Origin of the sequence: Actinomycetospora cinnamomea, from assembly GCF_003096675.1 — a bacterium.
Classification (GTDB): Bacteria; Actinomycetota; Actinomycetes; order Mycobacteriales; family Pseudonocardiaceae; genus Actinomycetospora; species Actinomycetospora cinnamomea.
This window is the reverse complement of record NZ_QEKW01000017.1, coordinates 67,662-89,770: the sequence shown is the minus strand read 5'-3', so window position 1 is coordinate 89,770 and position 22,109 is coordinate 67,662. Positions and strand designations below refer to the sequence as shown.

General features: G+C 75.5%; 19 protein-coding genes and 1 pseudogene. 7 read left to right on the top strand and 13 right to left on the bottom strand.

Annotated elements, in window-relative coordinates:
• Positions 1 to 2 precede the first annotated feature (2 nt).
• A complete protein-coding gene (locus C8D89_RS23780) occupies positions 3 to 1,220 on the bottom strand; it encodes a hypothetical protein (RefSeq protein WP_207787389.1) in 1,218 nt (405 codons plus the stop codon).
• A gap of 237 nt (positions 1,221 to 1,457) precedes the next feature.
• A complete protein-coding gene (locus tag C8D89_RS23775; protein ID WP_116710619.1) occupies positions 1,458 to 2,171 on the bottom strand; it encodes an MBL fold metallo-hydrolase in 714 nt (237 codons plus the stop codon).
• A 134-nt stretch (positions 2,172 to 2,305) separates the two neighbouring features.
• On the opposite strand from C8D89_RS23775, the gene C8D89_RS23770 reads away from it, so the two are divergent.
• The 7 genes and pseudogenes from C8D89_RS23770 to C8D89_RS23745 all read left to right on the top strand — a co-directional run bounded on the left by C8D89_RS23770 (position 2,306) and on the right by C8D89_RS23745 (position 9,380).
• A complete protein-coding gene (locus tag C8D89_RS23770) occupies positions 2,306 to 2,521 on the top strand; it encodes a dodecin family protein (RefSeq protein WP_116710618.1) in 216 nt (71 codons plus the stop codon).
• Positions 2,522 to 2,560: 39 nt separating this feature from the next.
• Positions 2,561 to 5,785 carry an acetyl-CoA carboxylase family protein gene (locus tag C8D89_RS30865; RefSeq protein ID WP_116710617.1) on the top strand — a complete coding sequence of 1,075 codons (3,225 nt, stop codon included), beginning with the start codon at positions 2,561 to 2,563 and terminating at the stop codon, positions 5,783 to 5,785.
• A 120-nt stretch (positions 5,786 to 5,905) separates the two neighbouring features.
• Complete coding sequence (locus C8D89_RS23760) at positions 5,906 to 6,142, top strand: hypothetical protein (RefSeq protein WP_116710616.1); 237 nt, start codon at positions 5,906 to 5,908, stop codon at positions 6,140 to 6,142.
• A gap of 67 nt (positions 6,143 to 6,209) precedes the next feature.
• Complete coding sequence (locus tag C8D89_RS28830; RefSeq protein ID WP_133252045.1) at positions 6,210 to 6,317, top strand: redoxin domain-containing protein; 108 nt, start codon at positions 6,210 to 6,212, stop codon at positions 6,315 to 6,317.
• A 12-nt stretch (positions 6,318 to 6,329) separates the two neighbouring features.
• Positions 6,330 to 6,863: pseudogene (locus tag C8D89_RS23755) on the top strand (peroxiredoxin family protein); the annotation flags it as partial.
• 201 nt (positions 6,864 to 7,064) lie between these two features.
• Positions 7,065 to 8,315 carry a glycoside hydrolase family 88 protein gene (locus tag C8D89_RS23750; protein WP_133252044.1) on the top strand — a complete coding sequence of 417 codons (1,251 nt, stop codon included), beginning with the start codon at positions 7,065 to 7,067 and terminating at the stop codon, positions 8,313 to 8,315.
• An 87-nt stretch (positions 8,316 to 8,402) separates the two neighbouring features.
• The gene (locus C8D89_RS23745) at positions 8,403 to 9,380 is read left to right on the top strand and encodes an alpha/beta fold hydrolase (RefSeq protein ID WP_116710613.1); all 978 of its coding nucleotides are present in this window, start codon (positions 8,403 to 8,405) and stop codon (positions 9,378 to 9,380) included.
• Positions 9,381 to 9,390: 10 nt separating this feature from the next.
• Here C8D89_RS23745 and C8D89_RS23740 read toward each other — a convergent pair whose 3' ends face one another.
• From C8D89_RS23740 to C8D89_RS23690, 11 genes are all read right to left on the bottom strand, one after another.
• Positions 9,391 to 10,182: an SDR family NAD(P)-dependent oxidoreductase gene (locus C8D89_RS23740; protein ID WP_116710612.1), complete on the bottom strand. Its 792-nt coding sequence runs from the start codon at positions 10,180 to 10,182 to the stop codon at positions 9,391 to 9,393.
• A 116-nt stretch (positions 10,183 to 10,298) separates the two neighbouring features.
• On the bottom strand, positions 10,299 to 12,155 hold the full coding sequence (locus tag C8D89_RS23735) for a GAF domain-containing protein (RefSeq protein ID WP_116710611.1): 1,857 nt from the start codon (positions 12,153 to 12,155) through the stop codon (positions 10,299 to 10,301).
• A gap of 94 nt (positions 12,156 to 12,249) precedes the next feature.
• The gene (locus C8D89_RS23730; protein ID WP_116710610.1) at positions 12,250 to 13,335 is read right to left on the bottom strand and encodes an LLM class flavin-dependent oxidoreductase; all 1,086 of its coding nucleotides are present in this window, start codon (positions 13,333 to 13,335) and stop codon (positions 12,250 to 12,252) included.
• A 32-nt stretch (positions 13,336 to 13,367) separates the two neighbouring features.
• Positions 13,368 to 13,793, bottom strand: a complete 426-nt coding sequence (locus tag C8D89_RS23725; protein WP_116710609.1) for a nuclear transport factor 2 family protein — start codon at positions 13,791 to 13,793, stop codon at positions 13,368 to 13,370.
• Positions 13,794 to 13,902: 109 nt separating this feature from the next.
• Entirely contained in the window at positions 13,903 to 14,625 is a 723-nt protein-coding gene (locus C8D89_RS23720) for an SDR family NAD(P)-dependent oxidoreductase (RefSeq protein WP_116710608.1), read from the bottom strand.
• A complete protein-coding gene (locus tag C8D89_RS23715; protein ID WP_116710607.1) occupies positions 14,622 to 15,431 on the bottom strand; it encodes an alpha/beta fold hydrolase in 810 nt (269 codons plus the stop codon). The genes C8D89_RS23720 and C8D89_RS23715 overlap by 4 nt, the downstream gene beginning before the upstream one ends.
• 143 nt (positions 15,432 to 15,574) lie before the next feature.
• Positions 15,575 to 17,146 carry a long-chain-fatty-acid--CoA ligase gene (locus C8D89_RS23710; protein ID WP_116710606.1) on the bottom strand — a complete coding sequence of 524 codons (1,572 nt, stop codon included), beginning with the start codon at positions 17,144 to 17,146 and terminating at the stop codon, positions 15,575 to 15,577.
• Positions 17,143 to 18,177: an LLM class flavin-dependent oxidoreductase gene (locus C8D89_RS23705; protein WP_116710605.1), complete on the bottom strand. Its 1,035-nt coding sequence runs from the start codon at positions 18,175 to 18,177 to the stop codon at positions 17,143 to 17,145. Before C8D89_RS23705 ends, C8D89_RS23710 begins: the two co-directional genes overlap by 4 nt.
• Before the next feature lie 77 nt (positions 18,178 to 18,254).
• On the bottom strand, positions 18,255 to 19,301 hold the full coding sequence (locus tag C8D89_RS23700) for a phosphotransferase family protein (RefSeq protein ID WP_116710604.1): 1,047 nt from the start codon (positions 19,299 to 19,301) through the stop codon (positions 18,255 to 18,257).
• A complete protein-coding gene (locus tag C8D89_RS23695) occupies positions 19,298 to 20,581 on the bottom strand; it encodes an acyl-CoA dehydrogenase family protein (protein ID WP_116710603.1) in 1,284 nt (427 codons plus the stop codon). The genes C8D89_RS23700 and C8D89_RS23695 overlap by 4 nt, the downstream gene beginning before the upstream one ends.
• A gap of 136 nt (positions 20,582 to 20,717) precedes the next feature.
• Positions 20,718 to 22,004 carry a hypothetical protein gene (locus tag C8D89_RS23690; protein WP_133252043.1) on the bottom strand — a complete coding sequence of 429 codons (1,287 nt, stop codon included), beginning with the start codon at positions 22,002 to 22,004 and terminating at the stop codon, positions 20,718 to 20,720.
• Positions 22,005 to 22,109 lie beyond the last annotated feature (105 nt).

Below are 22,109 nucleotides of genomic sequence, written 5' to 3'. Positions count from 1 at the left end.
GGTCAGGCCGCCTCGTCGGCCGCCTGCTCGCCCTCTGCGGCCCGGTCGTCCTCGCGGTCGAGACGGGCGCGACGCTGCTGCTCGCGGGTGCTGTACGCGGCGGCGCGCACGTCCTCGGGCGAGGTCAGCCCCGAGCCGAGGGCGCCGGCGACGATGCCCATCGACGTCGCCATCCACGCCACGGCGAGGTACGCCGCCGGGCCCGCCGGGCGCCCGAGCGTCTGGGCGAGCGACTCGGGCGGGATGACCACCGCGGCCGCCGCCCCGGTCAGCGCGAGCAGCAGCGCGTAGAGGAACACGACGCCGAGCACGATCGTCACCGTCGTCGCCGCGTTGTAGAGACGCACCTCGGCACGCAGGCGCCGCGACCGCGGGTGCTCCCACAGCCCGTTGTCGGCGACGAGCCACGTGCTCATGGCCGCGACCGCGAGCAGGCCGATCAGCGCCAGGCGCCCGGGGCCGGCCGTCCAGGCGAGCTCCCAGATGTTCGAGTAGAAGATGCCGAACGCGGCACCGGCCGCGGCCGCCGCGAGCGGGGTGGACAGGCTCGGGAGGAGGCGCCACGGCCGGTTGGAGCGCACCATCCCGGCGAGCAGGCGCAGCCGCCCGCGTGGCCCGCGCAGCGCGAGGTGGCTGTCGATGCCCTCGTGGTCGGAGGCGATCCGGCAGATCGGTGGGGCGAGGACACCGCGGCGCGGCGGCACGGCGTGGGGGCGGGCCGGCCGCTCGCCCCGAGCGGCGTGGTCGGCGAGGCCGTGCTCGAGGAGGTCGAGCACGGCGGCCCGCAGCCGCCGCCGCAGGGCGACCGCGCCGAGCGCGGGCACCGACACGAGACCGACGCCGTCGTCGGAGCCGAAGTCGGACACCAGCGGCTCCGTCCCGGCCCTCCGCGGCAGGTCGGTGACGATCACGACGATGTCCCAGCCGTGCCGGCGCTGGCGCTCGCAGCCGGTGCGCAGCATCGGCAGAAGCCCCTCGGCGTCGAGGCCGACGGGCCCCTCGGCGGTCTCCACCCGCCACGTGCGCCCGGGGAGCCGGGCGGCGAGCAGGTCGGGGAGGTCGGCGGCGACCTGCGCGGCGAGCTTGGTCGGCAGGCCGGGGTCGGCGAGCAGGCCGATGGTGCGGACGGACGGGGTGTCGGACGGGGTGTCGGACGGGGCGTCGGGGGCGTCGGTCTCCGGACGTGCGCCCTCGTCGGGTCGGGGCACCGTGGACGTCATGCGGTGGGCTCCTGGCGAACGAGGAGATCGCGAGCAGCCGGGCGCACAGGCGTGCGGGCGCGCCGGGAAGGGCGCGCGGGGCCTCGGCCGTCGGAGCGATCTCGGGGGGTGTACGACGTCCCGCCAGGGTCTCGACGGGCCGAGGGGGGAACCGGCGGAGCGGCTCCTCTCACCTCCGGCGTGCCCGGTCGGGGCCTCCCGCACACCTCCGCCCGCCGACGGCTCGGCGGACGTCCGTCACCCCAGCGGGTCGGGCACCGCCGGGGCGCGCGCGGCCTCGCGCAGGGCTCCCGCCGCGGGGCCCTGCAGCGGCGTGCCGTGACCGAAGCAGATCGTGTCCACGTCGCCCGCGCGCTCGCCGAGGCGGCGGAACGACGCCGCCGCCCGTTCCCGGTCGACGTCGAACGGCCCGAGGATCACGGCGCCCTCGTGCTCGGCGGCGATGTCGCCGGTGAAGAGCACGCCCTCCTCGCGGGCGAGCAGGGCGACGCTGCCGTCGGTGTGCCCCGGCGTGCCGATGACCTCGAGCCCCAGCTCGTCGAGCACCTCCTCGGTGAGCTCGCGGTCGACGCGCGCGGGTGGGGCGTCCGGCAGGTCGCCCGCGACGACCGCGTGCAGCGCGGCCTCGGCCTCCGTGAGCAAGGGCGCCGGACCCGCGCGCTCCCCGCGCACCACCGGCGCGTCGTCCCGGTGGGCCCACACCTGCACGCCCGGCCAGGACCCGATCTCGGCCGCCGAGCCCGCGTGGTCGGCGTGCCAGTGGGTGAGCAGGACGTGGGTCAGCGCGTCCCGGTCGTCACCCCAGTCGCGCAGCGCGGCGGCGACCGCGCCGCCCTGTCCGACCCGCCCGGTGTCGACGAGGACGACGCCGCCCCGCCGCCGGAACAGGTAGGCCTGGCCCGGCCGCCCGCGCAGCATCCGCAGGTCGGGCCGGAGGTCGACGACGTCCATGCGCCGAGCCTGGCGCGGCATCCCCCGGGCTGTCGCGGGTGTTCGCCACGAGCGCAGCCGCGGCACCGGGTGTGATCTCGGTCATATCTGGGGCACCCTTCTCGGGCACCCATCGAGCCGAGGAGGGCCGAACCGTGGCCGACAGCGTCTACCGCGTCACCGAGCTGATCGGGACCAGCACCGAGTCCTGGGAGAAGGCGGCGCAGAACGCCATCCAGACGGCCGCGAGCTCGGTCCGCGACCTGCGCATCGCCGAGATCGAGAAGTCCGACCTCGTCATCGAGGACGGGCAGGTCACGGCCTACCGCGTCCGGCTGTCCCTGTCGTTCAAGTACGACAGCGGCAGCTGACGCACCGGGGGCGGGCCGGCGCGTGCGAGGCTCCCGCCCGTGACGCGCCGGCTGCTGGTGGCCCACCGCGGCGAGATCGCCGTCCGCATCGCCGCGAGCGCGGCGGCGCTGGGCCGGGAGGTGGTGGCGGTCCACCCCTCCGACGACGCGGGGTGCGCGCACGTCGCCGTCGCCGACCGCGCGGTCCTGCTGCCCGGCCTCGGTCCGGCGGCCTACCTCGACGCCGACGCGGTGGTGGCCGCCGCCGCGGAGTCGGGCGCGGACGCCGTCCACCCCGGCTACGGCTTCCTCTCCGAGGACGCCGGCTTCGCGCGCGCCTGCGCGGGGGCCGGTCTGGTGTTCGTGGGGCCGTCGCCGGAGGTGCTCGCGCTGTTCGGCGACAAGCACCGCGCCCGCGAGCACGCCCGTGCTGCGGGCGTGCCGGTCCTCGAGGCCACCGCGGCGCCGACGACGCCGGAGCAGGCGCGGGCGTTCGCCGCCGAGCACGGCGCGGTGATGGTCAAGGCCGTCGCCGGCGGGGGTGGCCGGGGGCTGCGGGCGGCCGACGGTCCCGCGGAGGCCGCGGCGGCCGTGGACCTCGCAGGCGCCGAGGGCGGGGGCGCCGCGGTGTTCGTCGAGCGGCGACCGGCCCGGGCCCGGCACGTCGAGGTGCAGGTGGCCGGCGACGGGCAGGCCGTCGCGGTGCTGGGCGACCGTGACTGCAGCGTCCAGCGCCGGCACCAGAAGATGATCGAGGTCGCGCCCGCGCCGGGACTCGACGACGCGCTCCGCCGGGCGCTGCACGAGGCCGCGCGGCGGGTCGTCGCGACGGTGGGGCTGCGGGGGCTCGCGACCGTGGAGTTCCTCGTCGAGCCGGCCGGCGACGCGTGGTTCCTCGAGGTCAACCCGCGCCTGCAGGTCGAGCACACGGTCACCGAGGAGGTGTGCGGCGTCGACCTCGTGGCCGCGGGTCTGCTGCTCGCCGACGGCGCCGACCTCGCCGGCGCCGGCCTGGACCCGGTGCCCGCGCCGCGGGGTGCGGCGGTGCAGGCGCGGGTGTGCACCGAGACGCTCGCGCCCGACGGCTCGGTGCGCGCCCGGGGCGGGGTGCTCGAGCGCTTCACCCCGCCCGGCGGGCCGGGCGTGCGCGTCGACACCCACGGCTACACGGGCTACCGCGTCCCGACGCGCTACGACTCGCTGCTGGCCAAGGTCGTCGTGCACGACGTCGACCCCGTGCGCGCCTGCGCCCGCGCGTCCCGGGCGCTCGCGTCGTTCGACGTCGCGGGCGTGGCGACGAACCTCGGCGTGCTCCAGGCCCTGCTCGCGTGGCCGGGACTGGCGAGCGGCGACGTCGACACCGGCGCCGTCGCCCGCCACGCCGCCGACCTGGCCGCCGCCACCCCGGCCCAGCGCCTCCCCGGGATCGAGCGTGTGGCGATACGGACACTGAATGTCAGCGATGGCCCACGGCTGACACTCCGGGGCGACGAAACCACCCTCACCGCGCCGACGGCGGGGGTCGTGGTCGGCGTCGAGGTCGGGGCGGGCGAGGAGGTGGTCGCGGGCGCGACGCTGGTGGTGCTCGAGGCCATGAAGATGCACCACCCGGTGGCGAGCGAGGGGGCCGGCGAGGTCGTCCGGGTCGCCGTGGAGGTCGGGGACGAGGTCACCGAGGGCCAGGTGCTCGCCGTCCTGCGCCCCAGCGCCGCGCCGGAGGCGGGCGACGCGACGACCGACGAGCACGACCCCGACCACGTGCGCGCCGACCTCGCCGAGGTGCACGAGCGCCACCGCCTGCTCACCGACGACGCCCGCCCCGAGGCGGTGGCGCGCCGGCGGGGTCGCGGCCGGCGCACGACGCGGGAGAACCTCGCCGACCTCCTCGACCCCGACACGCTCGTCGAGTACGGCGGGCTCGTGGTGGCGGCGCAGCGCGCGCGCCGGTCGCTCGACGACCTGGTGCAGCGCACGCCCGCCGACGGCGTGGTGACCGCGACGGGACGGGTCGACGGCCGCCGCGTCGCGGTCGTCGCCTACGACGACACCGTCCTCGCCGGCACGCAGGGGCTGCTCGGGCACCACAAGACCGACCGGCTGCTCACGCTCGCCCTGGACCACCGCCTGCCGCTCGTGCTCTACGCCGAGGGCGGCGGCGGGCGTCCCGGCGACACCGACGGCACGGCGGTCGCGAGCCTCGACGTCGCCACGTTCGCGCTGATGGCCCGGCTCTCGGGACGCGTGCCGACCGTCGCCATCGCCGCCGGCTACTGCTTCGCGGGCAACGCCGCGCTCGCCGGGTGCGCCGAGCTGCTCGTCGGCACCCGCGACCTCTCGCTCGGCATGGGCGGGCCCGCGATGATCGAGGGCGGGGGGCTCGGGCGGGTCGCGCCCCCGGAGGTCGGGCCGGCGGCCGTGCACGCGGCCACCGGCGTGCTCGACGTGCTCGTCGACGACGAGGCCGCGGCGACCGACGTCGCCCGCCGCTACCTCGCGCTGGTCACCGACCTGCGGGTCGGGGCGCCCGAGCCGCACGACCAGCGTCCGCTGCGCCACGCCGTGCCGCCCGACCGCCTGCGCGTGTACGACGTGCGCCGGGTGCTGCACCGCCTCGCCGACCCCGGCAGCGTCCTCGAACTGCGCGCCGACGACGGCGTCGGTGTGGTCACCGCCCTCGCGCGGATCGGCGGGCGCTCGGTCGGCGTGCTCGCCAACGACCCGCGCCGGCTCGGCGGCGCGATCGACGGGCCCGGCGCGGACAAGGCCACGCGGTTCCTCGCGCTGTGCGACGCCCGGGGGCTGCCGGTGGTCTCGCTGTGCGACACCCCGGGCTTCATGGTCGGTCCCGACGCCGAGCGGACCGCCACCGTGCGCCGCTTCGGCCGGCTGTTCACCGTCGGGGCGAACCTGCGGGTGCCGGTCGTGCTCGTCGTGCTGCGCAAGGCCTACGGGCTGGGCGCGATGGCGATGGCCGGCGGTTCGGTGCACCGCCCCGTGCTCGGGGTCGCGTGGCCCACCGGCGAGTTCGGCGGCATGGGGCTCGAGGGCGCCGTCGGGTTGGGGTACCGCGACGAGCTGGAGGCGCTGTCCGGCGAGGACCGCCGGCGCCGGTACGACGAGCTCGTGGCCCGGCTCTACGAGCGCGGCAAGGGCCTGTCGACGGCGACGGCGTTCGAGATCGACGACGTCGTCGACCCCGCCGACACCCGCGACGCGGTCCTCGGCGCGCTGGACACCGCCGGGGACGTCCTGCCGCCCCGCCATCCCGTCGCCGACGTCTGGTGAAGTTCGACCTTCAACCGAACGGGTGGCGTGGTGCGGGTCGCGATAACGGGTGACCGCTGCTCCGCGACGACCGGGCAAGCACGTTCCATCAAGGAACTCGGGGGATCGTCGGGGGAAGTCATGGGTGTTCTCGCCATCATCGGTGCCGCGATCGGCACGGGATCGTTCGTCGTCATGCCGCTGGTCAGCGTGGTCCGTCGGGGCACGGTCGAGCAGCAGACGGTCGCGTCGTGGCGCGCGGAGGCCGAGCAGGCCGCCGCGGTGCGCCGCGCCCGCCACCGGGCCGCCGTCGTCGCCGCGATCCCGGCGCCGCGCGCGGGAACGCACGACCAGCGCCGATCGCCGCTCGCGAGCTGACATCGGCGCGCATGACATGGGCGTGCCCGTCGTTTCGCCCCGGCGGAACGGCGGGCACGCCCGTGCCATGAGCCCGCAGGACTTCACGCTGCCCGACCAGGCCGGGCAGGACTGGCATCTCGCCGATCACCGCGACGCCGCGACGATCCTCGTCTTCTACCGCGGGGACTGGTGACCGTACTGCAACGGCCAGCTGGTCAGCTTGGCGAGGACCCACTCCGATCTCGCGGCCGCGGGAGCCCGCGTGGTCGGCATCAGCGTCGACGCGCCGCCGCGCAACGCGGCGATGGTCGACAAGCTCCGTCTCCCGTTCCCCCTGCTCGCCGACGAGGACGGCGAGCAGGCGATCAAGCCGTTCGAGGTCTGGCACGAGGGCGCGGACCTGGCCCGGCCCGCCGTGATCGTCCTCGACCGGGACGGCAGGGAAGCCGTGCGCCAGGTCGGCCAGGACTTCGCCGACCGCCTGCCCGACGGCGTGCTGCTCGCCCGGGTGCAGGCGCTCGGCCTGCCGGCGACGAGCCAGGACGCGCCTGCCCCGGGGAAGGCCTCCCCGAGCGCGAAGGCGATGCCGTTCGCGGCCCTCAAGCCCTACTTCCTCGGGGGGCGCTTCACGTCGATCTCGTTGGGGGACCGTGTCCCCGAGGCGAAGGAGCGCGCGGACGTGATGCGGGAGATGTACGACGGCTTCATCGACGCGGTGGACAGCACCCGGGCCGCCTGAGTCCTTCCGCTCAGGTGCCTCGGGTGCCCGTGAGGTGGGCCCCGTCGGGTTGGGCCCCGGCAGGTGGGCGAACTCGACGAGGAGGCGTCGCGACCTCGCGATCGGCTGAAGGCGCGCCCGGGGACGCCCCTCGGCCTCCTGTTACGGTCCTGCGCCGACCGGCGCGCGATCACGGCGCGGGCCGGCGACCGGGGGGTCCGCATGGCACGTCCGCTGTCCGCACGCCGCTCCCTGGTGGTGCTCGCCACCGCCGCGGCGGCCGCCGTCGGGTGCAGCTCGCCGCCCTCGGGGGCCGAGCCGGTACCCGGGCCGGCGGCACCGGCCGCGGCCGTCGCGACCGCGGACCCGGCCGGGCCCGTGCTCGCCTTCGCCGACGCGCGCCTGGCCGCCACCGCCGACCGGTCGGCGCCGCCGGCCTACCCGGTGCGCACCAACCCGGACGGCACGTGGCACACCGAGGGCGCCGACGACTGGACCGCCGGCTTCCTGCCCGCGGCGCTCTGGCGGGTCTTCGAACGCACCGGCGACCCCGTGTGGCGCGACCGCGCCGAGCGCTGGCAGGCGCCGCTGACGCCGGAGACGACCCACGACGACACGGACCTCGGCTTCAAGATGTTCATGACGTTCGCGGTCGACCACCGGCTCACCGGGGACGAGGCCGCGAAGCAGACCGCGCTCGCCGCCGCCGACACGCTGGCCGCCCGGTTCAACCCGACCGTCGGCATGATCCGCGTCTGGGACGACCGTGACGACACCACCCGGTACCAGGTCAACGTCGACGCGATGATGAACCTGGAGCTCCTGTGGTGGGCCGCGCAGAACGGGCGCCCGCAGTACGCCGACATCGCGCGCCGGCACGCCGACCGCACCATCACCGACCTCGTGCGGCCCGACGGCAGCACCACGATGTTCGGCGGCTACGACCAGAGCACCGGCGAGCTCCAGCGCCTGTACACCGAGCAGGGCTTCCGCGACGACTCGACGTGGGCGCGCGGGCAGGCGTGGGCGGTGTACGGCTTCACCACCGCGTACCGCTACACCCGCGACGAGCGCTACCTCGACACCGCGCGCCGCACCGCCGACTGGTTCGTCGCCCACCTGCCCCCGGACCGCGTCCCCTACTGGGACTTCGACGTCCCGCAGGCGCCGCCGCAGCCCCGCGACAGCTCGGCCGCGGCCATCACGGCGAGCGCGCTGCTGGAGCTCTCCCAGCTCGACCCGTCCCGCGCGTCCTCCGACGTCGACGCCGCCCGGGCGATGCTGGCCTCGCTCGCGTCGCCGGCGTACCTCTCGCGGAACACGCCGTCCCGCTCGATCCTGCTGCACGGCACCCAGAACCTGCCCGACGGCCAGCAGGACTCGGGGATCATGTTCGGCGACTACTACTTCGTCGAGGCGCTCGGCCGCCACGAGCGCCAGGTCGGGCCCACGGCCTCGCTCGGCGCCGGGTGACGCGCGGCTCGCTGTGACCCGCGCCCGTCCCGCGCGGTGCGCACCTCCCCGGCGGGCACCCTCCCCGGTGACGGCGAAGGAGGACGCGTGACCGACGACGACCGGACCGGCCCCCCGCGGCAGCGGCGCACCCGGAGGCGGGACGCGACCCTGCACGGGGACCACGTCGCGTTCTGGGACTCGGCGCCCGCCGAGGGAGCCGCCACCGACCCCGACGACGAGCTCGTCCTGCTCATCCACGGCATCGCGGGGTCGGCGCACACCTGGAGCCCCCTGCTCTCGGAGGTCGCCCGCCACCGCGACCGGCGGCGCTGGGTGGCGCCCGACCTCCTGGGCCACGGCTCGTCGTCGGCGCCGTGGGCGGACTATTCCCTCGGCGGCTACGCGACGGGGCTGCGCGACCTGCTCGTCTCGCTCGGCTACGAGCGCGCCACGATCGTCGGGCACTCGCTGGGCGGCGGCGTCGCCCAGCAGTTCGCGTTCCAGTTCCCGCAGCACACCGCCCGTCTCGTCCTCATCGACTCCGGCGGGCTGGGCCGCGAGGTCAGCCCCGCGCTGCGGGCCGCAACGCTGCCGGCGGCCGAGTGGGTGCTGCCCGTGATCGCCGGGACGGGCGTCGTCAGGGCCGCGCGGCAGATCGCGTCGGCGGCGGGGCGGCTGTCGCGTCGTGTCTCCCCGTCGACGTGGGAGTCGGGGCGCGCGTTCGCCTCGCTCGCCGACCCGACCCACCGGCGTGCGTTCGTCCACACCGCGCGCAGCGTCATCGACCGCGGCGGGCAGCGCGTGCGGGCCACGAGCCGGCTCGACCTCGCCGCCGACCTGCCCCTGCTCGTCGCGTGGGGGACGGCCGACTCGATGATCCCCCTCGAGCACGGCCTCCGCGCCCACGAGCTGGTGCCGGGCAGCGAGCTCGCCCTGTTCGAGGGCGCCGGGCACTTCCCGCACTGCGACCAGCCGCAGGCCTTCGCCGACCGCCTCCTGCGCTTCCTCGACGAGCACCCGCCCGCAGCGCTCGACCCCGCCGACTTCGCCGACCGCATCGCCGGGCACAGCGACCTGCGGTGAGCCGGCGCCGCTAGAAGTTGCCCTTGACCGACCACCCGCCGTCCACCGGGTAGGTCAGGCCGGTGAGGAACGCGCCCTCGCGGAAGAAGTAGGCCACCATCGATGCGATCTCCTCGGGGCGCCCGAGCCGGCGCACGAGGTGCGCGTCCGCGTTGGCCTGCCGCATCTCCGGGGTGATGTCGGCGAGGATCGGTGTGTCGATCGTGCCGGGCGCGATCGCGTTGATGAGCACGTGGTGACGGGCGTACTCGAACGCGGCCTGCCGGGTGAGCGCTGCGACCCCGCCCTTGGCCGCCGAGTAGGACGCCAGGTTGGGCAGGCCGCGGAGGGCGGCGAGCGAGGAGATGTTGACGATCCGCCCTCCGCCCTGCTCGATCATCCCGGGGATCACGGCGCGCATGCCCAGCCACGGTCCCTTGAGGTCGGTGGCGATGACCTCGTCCCACGCCTCCTCGGTGAGGCCCGTGACCGTGTCCTCGCTCTGCAGGTTGACCACGCCGGCGACGTTGGCGAGGAGGTCGACGCGCCCGAAGGCCGCGACGACGTCGTCGACGGCCTCGCTCCACGCGTCGGCGCGGCGGACGTCGACCCACACCCCGCGCGCCGATCCCCCGTCGGCCTCGATCTGCTTGACCGTGTCGGCCGTGTCCCGGATGTCGGCGCAGGCGACGTGGGCGCCCTCGGCGGCCAGACGCACGGCCGTGGCGCGCCCGATGCCCTGGGCGGCGCCGGTGACGAGGGCGACGGAGCCGGCGAGGGTGGCGTCGCGCGGGTCGGGGACGGGGCTCTCGGGCGAGGTCACGGCTACCTCCGCAGGTGCGGGCGACGGGGACACCCCGATCCGACCGGCCCGGCCGCGGCCGCGACAGGGCCCCGCCGACCGACGGTTGTCGACGGGCACAAGCCGGGACCGGGGCGTCAGAGCGGGTCGCCGAACCACCCGGCGAGCTCGAGGATCTGGAACGCGACCCGGGCGGTGAGCAGTGCGTCCAGTGCCGCCGGGTCCCGGCCCGTGATCTCGCGGATGCGCCCGAGGCGGTAGCGCACGGTGTTCTCGTGCACGCCGAGATCGGCGGCGGCACGTTGCACCCGGGCCTCGGCGGCGAGGAACGCCCGCCACGTCGTGAGCAACGGGCCGTCGGCGCCCTCGTGGTCCCGCACCGGCCGGAGCAGCTCGTCGGCGAACCGCACGGCCTCCTTGACCCGTCCGCTCGACACCACGACGCGGAACAGGCCGAGCTCGTCGAGCGTGACGACACGACGTGACCACCCGAACGACCGGGACAGCTCCTCGATCTCGCGCAGTTCGCGGTGGGCGCGGGGGAAGTCCTCGGGCTCACGGCACACCGCCGACACCACACCGCCGCGGACGCGCACCCGTGGCGCCAGGGCGTCGGCGACCGCCGCGACGTGCGCGCGGACCCCGTCGGGGTCGCCGACGCCGGCCGCTGCGCCGAGGCGCACGAGGACGACCACGGCGCCGGGGAGGGTCGTCGCGGGCGGCTCGTCGGTGCCCAGGCGCGCCGCGAGGTCGGTGACGACGTGGCGCCGCGCGACCGACGCGTGCGGGTGCCCCTCCCCGCTCTCGACCGCCAACCGGACGAGGACGTGCGGCTCGCCGAGGTCGACCCCGAACGGCAGGCCGCGACGGGCCAGCTGGGTCACCTCGCGGTGGTTGTTGAGCAGGTCCGAGAGGAAGTCGTCGCGGGCCTGGCCCTCGGCCTCGATCTGGCGGCGCTCGGAGAGCACCTGGAGGGCGAGGACCGTGGCGCCGCGTTCCGCGAGCTTGGTGTCGAGGTCGCCGAGCGCCCGGCCGGCCTCGACGACCGCGAGGTAGCCGCTCGGCCGCCCTTCGACGATCAGGCGGCAGACGACGTGGCGCCGGCCGAGGCCGAGCGCCGACGACGGCTCGAGCACCGTGCTCGGGCGCGCCGTGGAGAGCTCCGTGAGCGCCGTGCGCAGCGCGGGGCGGTCGCGCGCCCGGTCGCCGAGCACCGGGGGCGCCGCACGCAGCGCCCTCGGTGCGGTCCAGGTCAGGACGGCGAAGTCCTCGTCGAGGAGCGCGACCGGTGCGCCCGCGAGACCGGAGAGCAGGCCGACGACGGCCCGGATGTCGGCGCCCTCGAGCACCGCACTGGTCAACGTCGCGTGGACGTCGGCGAGGAACTCGAGCGTGCGCTTCTGCCGGTCGAGCTCCTCGGTCTGCGCGGCGAGACGGGACGCCTGCAGGGCCTGGCGGATGAACAGGGCCGCGAGGCGCCCGAACAGCTCGGCGAGGGACACGTCGTCGTCGGTGTAGACGTGCTCCCGCGCCACGTTGTCGACGAAGACCAGCCCGATGACCTCACGGTCGAACACCAGCGGCACGCCGAGCATGGCGCGCACGCCCCAGTGCTCCATCGTCCGGCGGTGCGGCCGCGGGTCGTTGCGGACGTCGCTGATGAGCACGGGTGCCCCGCTGTGGATCACCTCGCGGCTGAAGGCGTCGCCCGGGATCCCGGCCTCCTGCGCCTGGACCGCGGCGCTGATGTTGCCCGCGTCGCCGCACCAGCCCGCGCCCCCGCGGAAGCGGCCGTCGTCCTGGCGCAGGTAGACCGAGCACCGGCTCACCCCCAGGAGTCCGCAGAGCTTCTGGCCGACGAGTGCGAGGAGGTCCTCGAGGCGGGACGCGGTGATCGCCTCGGTGGTGATCTCGGAGAAGGCCGCGATGACCTCGCGTTCGCGCGGAGTCCCGCCGGGCACGGCCGAGCCCGCGACGGCGAGCGAGGTCACCATGCCGGAACTGCCTCCCCGTCGACGCGTCCGCGGGGCGAGTCTGCCCTGCGGACCGCGTCGAGGGGGAGGGGTCACCGTGATCTCGCGACCGGTCTCAGGCCGCGGCGGCGGTCTTCGTGCGCATCTTGTGCAGCTCGGGCACGACCTTCTCCCCGAAGAGCTTCATGCTGGCGTGCACCTTGTCGTAGGGCAGCCCGGCGTAGGAGAACGCGAGGTTGGCCATGAAGTCACCCACGGCGTCGCGGCGCTCCTCGTACCGGCCGACGATCTCCTCGGGCGTCCCGTAGACGTTCGCGTCCACGTACGCCGAGGCGGCGGTCTCCATGCCGGCCTCACGGATCATGTCCGCGCCGACCTGGTAGGCCTCGTAGCCCGGGGTCTCGCGCCAGTGCGAGCCCGCGAAGTCGTAGTGCTTGATCACCGACAGGAAGTAGCGCGAGATGTACTCGTGCGCGACCGCCTTGGCCTCGTCGGGGTCCTCGTGGCAGTAGGTGAAGTCCTGCAGCAGCGGCGGGCCCGGCTCGGTGCCGTGGTGCTCGCGGTGCAGCCCCCGCCAGCGGTCGATCGCCTGGGCGTGCGTCCCGATGTCGTACTGCATGAACGTCATCATCTGGACGGGCAGCGTCGCGATCGCCGGGATCGAGTCGGGCGACATCGCGACCCCGAACAGTCGGCCCTCGAGCGACCGGCTCGGGCCGGGCCGGATGGCGGCACGCGGCTGGTGGTAGTGCGGCCCGTCGTGCTCGACGACGCCCTCGGCGAGGCCCTTGATGATCATCGGCGCGGCCTCGTCGAAGCGGCCACGGGCCTCGCCCATGTCGGTGCGGAAGGCCTCGTACTCCATCTTGGCCAGCCCGCGACCCATGCCGAACAGCGTCCGCCCGCCGGAGAGGTGGTCGAGCATGACGACCTTCTCGACGACGCGCAGCGGGTCGTTCCACGGCAGGATCACGGCGCCGGTGCCGAGCTTGATGCGCTCGGTGCGCCCGGCGAGGTAGCTCATGAGCTGCAGGTTGTCGGGGCACATCGAGTAGTCGTCGAAGTGGTGCTCGGCCGACCACACGGAATCGAACCCGTACTGCTCGGCGAGGACCCCGAGTTCCGCGTCCTCGCGGAAGACCTCCTCGTCGGTCTTGTCGGAGAACCAGTTCTGGAAGACGAGCAGGACGCCGACGTCCATGGATGACCTCCTGGTCAGGGTGGGACGGGGATTCAGGCGCCGAGGAACACCGCGCGGGTGTGCTCGGTGTCGAGGTACTCCTTGACGCGGCGGATGCGCCCGTCGGAGAGCTCGAAGACGAAGTGGTAGAGGTTGTTGTAGACGCGGCCGTTGGTCAGCTCGGCGTAGGACTCGGTCTCCGCGGCGACCCGGTCGTCCTCGGCGGTCAGGGCCCGCGGGGTCAGGGCGATCGCTCCCGTCGTCGAGAGCGTGGAGAGGCCGGCGAGCATCTCGCCGAACGCGGCCTTGTCCTTCTCCCCCGAGATTCCGTCGATGGCGCCCGCGACCCACCAGGTCGCGTCGTCGGTGAGGAACGCGAGGATCGCCTCGACGTCGCCCCGCGAGAACACCTCCATGAACTCCGTGACGAGGGCCTTGTTGGCCTCCTCCTTGCTGCGGGTCGCGGTGCCGGTGCTCATGACGGGCCTCCTCGGGTCGGCTCGCCGCGGACGTTAGGAACTCCGAGCGGGACGACGGAACGTGCCGGAGCGGTCACGCTTGGAGGTCCGCACAAGCGCGCGCGCACGCTCACCCCGCCCCGCCGAAGGTGGCCAGCAGCCCGCCGTCGACGGGGACCACCGCGCCGGTCATGTAGGTCGCGCCCGCCACGGCCACGACGACGTCCGCGATCTCCTCGGCGGTCCCGGTGCGCCCGGCCGGGATGGCGGCCACGATCCGCCGGCGCGCACCGGCGGAGAGCCCGGCCGTCATCGCGGTGTCGACGAACCCGGGGACGACCAGGTTGACCCGCACGCCGGCCGGCGCGAGCTCCACGGCCAGGGACCGCGTCAGGCCCGCGAGGCCCGCCTTCGCCGAGGCGTAGGCGCTGTCGCCGGGGAAGCCGCGGAAGCCGACGACCGCCCCCACGTTGACGATCGCCGCGCCCTCGGCGAGGTGGGGCACGGCGGCGTGGCACACCTCGTAGGCGCCGGTGAGGTTGGTCGTCAGCACCTCGTCCCACCGGCGTCGGTCGAGGTCGGCGATGCGCCCGCCCCGGTGCACCCCGGCGCAGTTGACGACGACGTCGACACCACCCAGGTGCTCGCGGGCCCGGGCGAGCGCGTCGGCGACCGCGGCGCCGTCGGTGACGTCCGCGGTGAGCTCGAGGACCCCGTCGGCGCCGTAGGGCTCCGTGGACGGGGCGCGTGCGAGGACGGCGACCGACCCGCCCCCCTTCGCGACCTGGTCGACGACCGCTCGCCCGATGCCCCGGGTCCCCCCGGTGACCAGCCACCCCCGGTGCACGGTCACCGGTCCGTCTGGTCCAGGAACGCGAGGAGCTCGGAGAGGTAGGCGTCACGCTCCTCGAGGTGTGGTGCGTGTCCGCTGGCGTCGAACGGGACGAGCCGGGCGTCCGGGTAGAGGTCCACCGCGGCCTCGGCGCCGGAGAACGCGACGAAACCGTCCTGGCGCCCGTGCAGCAGCAGGACCGGCATCTCCAGCGTGCCGAGCGTCTTGCGCTGGTCGAGCCCGGCGAGGTCGCGGAGCGAGTCGTCGCCGCGCGGGCCCATCTCGAGGAACATCCCCCACATCCAGTCGACGACGTCGCTGCTGACGGGCACCGCGCACACCGCCTGCGCGACGCCCTTGAACGTCGTGGCCCGATCCGCGGCGGCACCCGCGAGCACCCCCTCGACGTCGTCGACGGTGCCGCCGTGCGGCCAGTCCGGCGCGGAGGTGTAGCGCGGCGTCGCGCCGCCGGTGAGGACCAGCCCGCCCGCGGCGGAGCCGAGCCGTGCGACGGCGTCGACGGCCACCGCGCCCCCGAGCGACCACCCGTCCACCACGGGGCTCTCCAGCCCGAGGTGCTCGCACAACCGTCCGACGTCGGCGCCCATGGCGGCGATCGAGACGTCGGCGAAGTCCTTGTCGGAGCGGCCGCAGCAGCGCAGGTCGAGCAGGACGACCTCGTGCCCGGCGGCGCGCAGCGCGGGCGCCACCGTGTCCCACGAACGCGCCGTGACCCCCCAGCCGTGCACCAGGACCACCGCGCGGCGCCCGCCGGCGTGGTGCTCGAAGTAGATGTGCCGCCCGTCCTCGACCTCGAGGTGCCCCACGTCGTCCTCCCGGCTGCTGGTCGTGTGCTCGCTGGAACCCCGCAGAACCTAGGAAGGGGTGGCGGGCACCCGGCAGTCGTCGACGTCGCCGGCGTTGTCGGTTCCTCCAAGGTGCGCTGCGCGCACCTGAGCACTTCGGCGTGCTACGACACTCCGTTGTGCTCACGTGCGCGCAGCGCACGCTTGTCGACCTTCCCGACGCTCGTGCGGGGCAGCGCGTCGACGACCACGACACGATCGGGACACCACCACCGCGGCACCCGGCCCTCGAGGGCCCCGAGCACGGCGGCGGCGTCGACGCCCTCCGCCGCGGGCACCACGACGGCGACGGGACGTTCCTGCCACCGCTCGTGGGGCACGGCGATCACCGCGACGTCCGCGACCCCCGGCGCGTCGAGCAGCGCCGCCTCGAGCGCCAGCGAGCTGATCCACTCCCCACCGCTCTTGATGAGGTCCTTGACCCGGTCGACCACCCGCAGGCGCCCGTCGGGGTCGATCCTCGCGACGTCGCCGGTGCGCAGCCAGCCGTCGAGGAACGCCTCGGGCCGCTCGCCGCGGAAGTACTCGCTCGCGACCCACGGCCCGCGCAGCAGCAGCTCGCCGCGGGAGACGCCGTCGTGCGGGACCGGGGCGCCCTCGGAGTCGACGAGCCGCCAGCGCAGCCCGGGCAGGAGACGGCCCTGGGCCTGGATCTCGGCGTGGCGCTCGTCCGGGGCGGCGTCGGGTTCGGGGCGGGAGAACGTCGCCATCGGCGACGTCTCGGTCATGCCCCACCCCTGGAACGCGGGCACCCCGAGGTCCTCCTCGATCGCCCGGATCAGCTCCCGGCTCGGCGTCGACCCGCCGAGCACGAGCGCGCGGAGGCTGCGCAGGTCGGCGCCGGTGCGCCGCGCGTGGTCGACGAGGTCGACCGCGAGCGTGGGCACCATCCCGAGGTAGGTGGCGCGCTCGCGCTCGATGATCGCCGCGACGTCGGCGATGCGGGGAGACGGCCCGGGCAGGATCTGGTCGGCGCCGACCATCAGGGCGGCGAGCGGGACGCCCCAGGCGTTCGCGTGGAACATCGCGACGAGGTGGACGACGCGGTCCCGCCGGCTGATCGCGTGCCCGTCGGCCAGGCCGGCGGCCATGGTGTGCAGGTAGAGCGCCTTGTGGCTGTAGCCGACGCCCTTCGGGGCGCCGGTGGTGCCCGTGGTGTAGCAGAGCGCGGCGAGGTCGTCCTCCCCGCGCGGCGGCGGGCCGTCGAGCGGGGTGCCGCCGGTGACGAGGTCGGCGTAGGCCAGCTCCCCGTCCTCGGGCTCCCCGTCGAGGACGACGACGGGCATGTCCGGCCGGGCGGCCCGCGCCGGGGCCGCGGCCGGGCGGAGGGCGGCGTCGAGGAGGAGGACGGCGTCCTCGGCGTGCCCGACGACGTAGGCGATCTCGTCCGGTGCGAGCCGCAGGTTGACCGTGTGCAGCACCGCACCCGCGAGCGGGATCGCGAGGTAGAGCTCGAGGTGGCGGTGGTGGTTCCCCGCGAGGGTGGCCACCCGGTCGCCGGGGCGCACCCCCAGGGCCACGAGGGCGCCCGCGAGGCGGCGCACGCGGGCGTCGTACTCGCGATAGGTGCTGCGCCGCACGCAGGTGCCGTCGACGTAGTCGACGATCTCCCGCTCGGGTGCGTGCTCGCGCGCGCGATCGAGGAAGGCGGTGACCAGCAGCGGCTCGCCGCTCACGCCATCGCCCGGGCGGTCGCGACCGCGAGGCGTTCCCGCACCGCCGGCGCGACCCGCGTCGCGAGCAGCTCCACGCGGCGCGACCCGTGGTCGACGGACTCGCCGGGCAACTGTGCCCAGAAGTGCACGTCGCGGATCTGCGGTCGGGCCGTGAGCATCGTGGTGAGCTCCTCCACGGCCGTCGCGGGGTCCCAGAGCGTGAAGGCGCCGGCGGCCACGATCTGGTCGGGCTCGGTGAACCGGGGCGTCGTGTCCGGCGGCCCGAAGGCGCCCCAGGAGATGTAGGTGTTGAGCTGGTCGAGCACCAGCGGCCCGATCTCGGCCCACTCGCGCTCCGGGTCCTCGGCGATCAGGGCCCACTGGCCGGCGTAGATGCGGCCCTGCTCGCGCGGCGTGCCCTGGCGCTCCAGCGCGTCGAGGTAGCTCTCGTGGTGGTGATTCTGCGTGGAGAGGAAGCCGTCGCCGATGCGCGCGACGCGCTCGATCGCCGCGTCGGCCAGCGCGCCCACCAGCAGCTGCGGGGGCTGCTCGGGCACCGGCGTCACCGGCAGGCCAGGGAAGCGGTAGCGCTTGCCCTCGTAGGGCTCGCGCGAGCCCGACCAGGCGCGACGGATCAGCTCGACGCCCTCGGTGAGCAGGCTCGGGCGGTTCCTGATGTTCCTCCCGAACGCCGCGAACTCGCGCTCCCAGTAGCCCTGGCCGACCCCGAGGTCGAAGCGCCCCCCGGTGAGCAGCGAGAGGGTCGCGGCGTCCTCGGCGAGCCGGATGGGGTCGTGCAGGGGCGAGACGACGAGGTTGGTGCCCACCCGCATCCGCCGGGTCCGCTCACCGATCGCGGCGGCGAGGGTGAAGGGCGACGGCGTGTACCCGTCGTCGCAGAAGTGGTGCTCGGTGAGCCAGGCCGAGTCCAGGCCGAGCTCCTCGGCCCACGCGATCTGGTCCAGCACCTGCCGGTAGAAGGTGCTGAACGGCCGGTCGGGGACCGAATTGCGGAAGTCGTACCAGAGCCCGAACGCCACCTCGTGGTCCATGCGTCGATGTTGGACGGACCGGGACGGCGAGCGGGACCTCCCCGATCAACCCCCGTTGTGGACCTCCCCAACCGCCGTCAGTCCGCGGTCGCCCACGCCTCCTCGAGGAGCGTCGGGACGTCGTGTTCGAGCGCCGCGGCGTAGGCCGTGACGAGGTCGCCGGCGAGGTACTGGCTGTAGGCGGCCTCGACGATGGCGGCGAGCTTGAACAGCGCCAGCACGCGGTAGTAGGCGACGTCTCCGACGGGGTGTCCGACGCGGTCCTCGTAGCGCGCCACGAGGTGTTCGACGGGCGGCGCCCCGGGGGCGCGGGACACCGCCTGCAGGGCGGGCATCGCGGGCCTCCCGCGGAGCGGGGCGGAGCCGGGTCCGTCGGAGTGCTCGACCGGGCGCGGGCCCCAGAAGGCCAGGAGCAGCCCCAGGTCGAGCAGGGGATCGCCGATCGTGGCCATCTCCCAGTCGATCACCGCGAGGAGGCGCGGTCGGGAGCGCGCGAACAGGCAGTTGTCGACGTGGAAGTCGCCGTGCACCAGCCCGGCGCGGAACGTCGCGGGTCGCCGCCGTTCGAGCCACGCGGCGAGGTCGTCCATGCGCGGCAACGGACGGCGCGCGATCCGCTCCCACTGGCCGTACCAGCGGCGCACCTGGCGCTCGAGGAAGCCGTCGGGTCGCCCGAAACCGTCGAGGCCCACCTCCTTCCACGTCACCCGGTGCACCGCGGCGAGGGCGTCGACCACCTCGTCGGCGAGGGTGCCGACGGCGTCGGCGGGCCAGGGCGCCGGCAGCGTGTCGGTGATCGAGACGGCGTCCGGCAGGTGCTCCATGACGAGGAACGGGCCACCGGGGACGTCCGGGTCCTCGCAGCAGGCGGCGGGACGCGGGGCCGGGGCGCCGGCGGCGGCGAGCGCGGCGAGCACCCGGTACTCGCGCCCCACGTCGTGCGCCGATGCCGAGAGCGCGTGCTGCGGCGGGCGGCGCAACACCCACGAGGCACCCGCGGCGTCGGTCAGCAGACAGGTCTCGTTGGAGTTGCCGCCGGTCAGGCGCTCGAGGCGCCAGGGCCCGGTGCCGTCGAGGTGGTCGTCGAGCCAGGCCTGCAGCGCTTCGGCCACGGCGAGGGTCACGAGACCGACTCCAGGGGGTGCTCCAGGACCTCGGCGAAGCGGGCGAGCGCGGCGGCGCGCCGGGTCGGCACGTGCTCGGTCGGCACGGCGGTGGGTCTGTAATCGCGCAGGAGGCGCCGGGCGACGCTCACGCGGTGGACCTCGTCGGGGCCGTCGTAGATCCGCGCGGCGCGCGCCCAGCGGTACATCTGCTCGAGCGGCATGTCGGTGGTGAACCCGAGCGAGCCGTGGATCTGCACGGCCCGGTCGAGCACGTCGTGGAGCACCTGCGCCCCGTGATACTTGATCATCGCGATCTCGGTGCGCGCCGCGGGCGCCCCGACCTGGTCGATCCGCCACGCCGTGTGCAGCGTCAGGAGGCGGGCCGCCTCGATCGCCGCGGCGCTGTCGGCCACCCAGTTCTGCACCGTCTGCTTGTCGGCCAGGGGCCCGCCGTGCACGGCGACCGACACCGCGCGCTCGGCGAGCATGTCGAACGCCCGCCGGCAGACGCCGATCCAGCGCATGCAGTGGTGGATGCGCCCGGGGCCGAGGCGGCGCTGGGCGAGGGTGAACGCCTCGCCCCGGCCGCCGAGCAGGTTCTCCGCGGGGATGCGCACCCCGTCGTAGACGACCTCGCCGTGCGCCCACACGGGGTTCTCGCCGCCGGGGTCGTTCATCAGCCCGAGATCGCGGACCCGGATGCCCGGCGCGTCGCCCGGGACGAGCAGCATCGACATGCGGTGGTGCGCATCGGCGTCCGGCTCGGTGACCGCCAGCACGATGTGCAGGTCGCCGCGCGAGGCGTTGCCGACCATCCACTTCCGCCCGGTGATCACCCACTCGTCCCCGTCGCGCTCGGCGCGGGTGGTGAACTGCCGCGGGTCGGACCCGGTGCCCTGCTCGGTCATCGCGAACGCCGACAGGATGCGCCCGTCGAGCAGCGGGTCGAGCCAGCGCCGCTTCTGCTCCTCGGTGCCCGCGAGGGCGATCAGCTCGGCGTTGCCCGAGTCGGGGGCCTGGCAGCCGAAGACGAACGGCGCGAGCTCGCTGCGGCCGAGCACCTCGTGCAGCAGGCCGAGCTTCAGCTGCCCGAAGCCCTGCCCACCGAGCTCCGGGTCGAGGTGCGCCGCCCACAGGCCCCGCTCCTTGACGCGCTCCTGCAGCGGGGCGGCGAGTCGGCGGAAGGCCGCGTGGTCGAGGTCGAGCACCTCGAGCGGGTAGATCTCCTCGGAGAGGAAGCTCCGCGCCCAGTCGAGCTCGGCGGCGAACTCGGGCTCGGTCGAGAAGTCCCAGGCCATCCCTCTCCCCTCGTGGCGACGCGTCGGACGCTAGGGAGCCCCCAGCACCCCCGCGAGGCGGCGTGCTCCCGCCTTTGGAGGTTCGCCCAAAGACCGGATCCGCCCGGACCGCAGCCGGTCGCGCCGGCGCGTCCTGTCACGGGGCGGCGGCCCCGTGCGGCGACGGGGTGTCCCGGTCGTCCCCCGGCGTGCGCGCGTGCGGCAGCGTGGCACGGTGCTCCCGGAGCTCCCGCCGGGCCTCGAGGAGCAGGATCTGGCGGTGGGCGCGCCGCACGAGGTCGGGATCGGCGCGGTCGAGCGCCGCGGCCAGCCAGCGCAGCGCGCCCCCGTCCCACCGGCCCGGCTCGGGGGTGTGGGCGGCGGAGCGTGCCGCGAGGGCGACGCCGAGCCGGTAGAGCGCCTCCGGCTCGAGGTCGTCGGGCGGGACCTGCGTGGCCAGCCACAGGGCCACCTGGTCGTCGCCGCGGGCCAGGGCCACCCGCGCGACGCGGGCCCGCTCGGCGGGGGCGAGGTGGTGCCACAGCGCGCCGGCGAACCCCTCGGACACCGTCCACCCGGCCGGGTCGCGGTCGGCGAGGTGGGAGAAGAGCCGGTCGGCGACGAGGTGCTCGCCGCCGGCGCGCCGCGCCACCCGCAGCACCCGCAGGCCGCCCTGGTGGGGACGCAGCAGGTGGCGCGTCGCCCGCCGCAGCGCCCGCCGGCGGGGCCGCCGGGCCCCCGGCCCGTCGAGGTGCACGGCCGCCAGGTCGACCAGCAGCCGTGGGGTCAGCGGGAGCCCGACGCCGAGCCGCTCCCAGTCCACGACCGTGCGCAGCACGGCGAGCGCCGGCGACGGCCGCCCGTCCGGTTCGAGCACGGCGCGGGCGCGGTCGACGGGACGCACCCGCTCGCCGATCGGCCCGTCGTCGTCGGTCGGGACCTCCACCAGCGCGCTCTCGAGCAGCGCACGCGTCGGCGCGGCGAGGTGGGCGTCGAGGAAGACCCGCCGGGTGGTGAGCACGAGCCGGACGCGGGTGCCCAGGCCCTCGACGACCTCGGCGCCGACCTGGTCCAGCAGCGCGGGCGGGGCGTCGTCGGCGAGCACCACGACCGGGCCCGACCGGTCCGCGACGGTCCGCGCCCGGCGCAGCACGTCCGCCAGGTCGGCGGCGTGCGGCTCGGTGATCGGCACGAGCAGGCGGTCCCCGAGCATCCGGCGCAGCGCGCGGTGCACCGCTCGCGACGTCCCGGCCAGCCGCTCGCCGGCCACGACCACCAGCGGTCGCTCGACGCCGAACGCGTCCTCGAGCGCGGCGTCGACCGGGCGAGCGGCGTAGGGCGCGGTGGCCTCCGGGTCGTGCACGCCCACGACGTCGGGTCCGGTCGCCGCGACCCGGCAGACACGTCCGGTGGACGCCGTCCTCCCGCCGCGCCCGAATGCCACACACGAAGTGTCACGAGCACACGACCGAGGGACCAGACGACGATCTCGTTGTCACCCGTTTGCCCGGCGCGCCGCGGTCCGCGGCCCGGCGCCGGCGAACCCGTG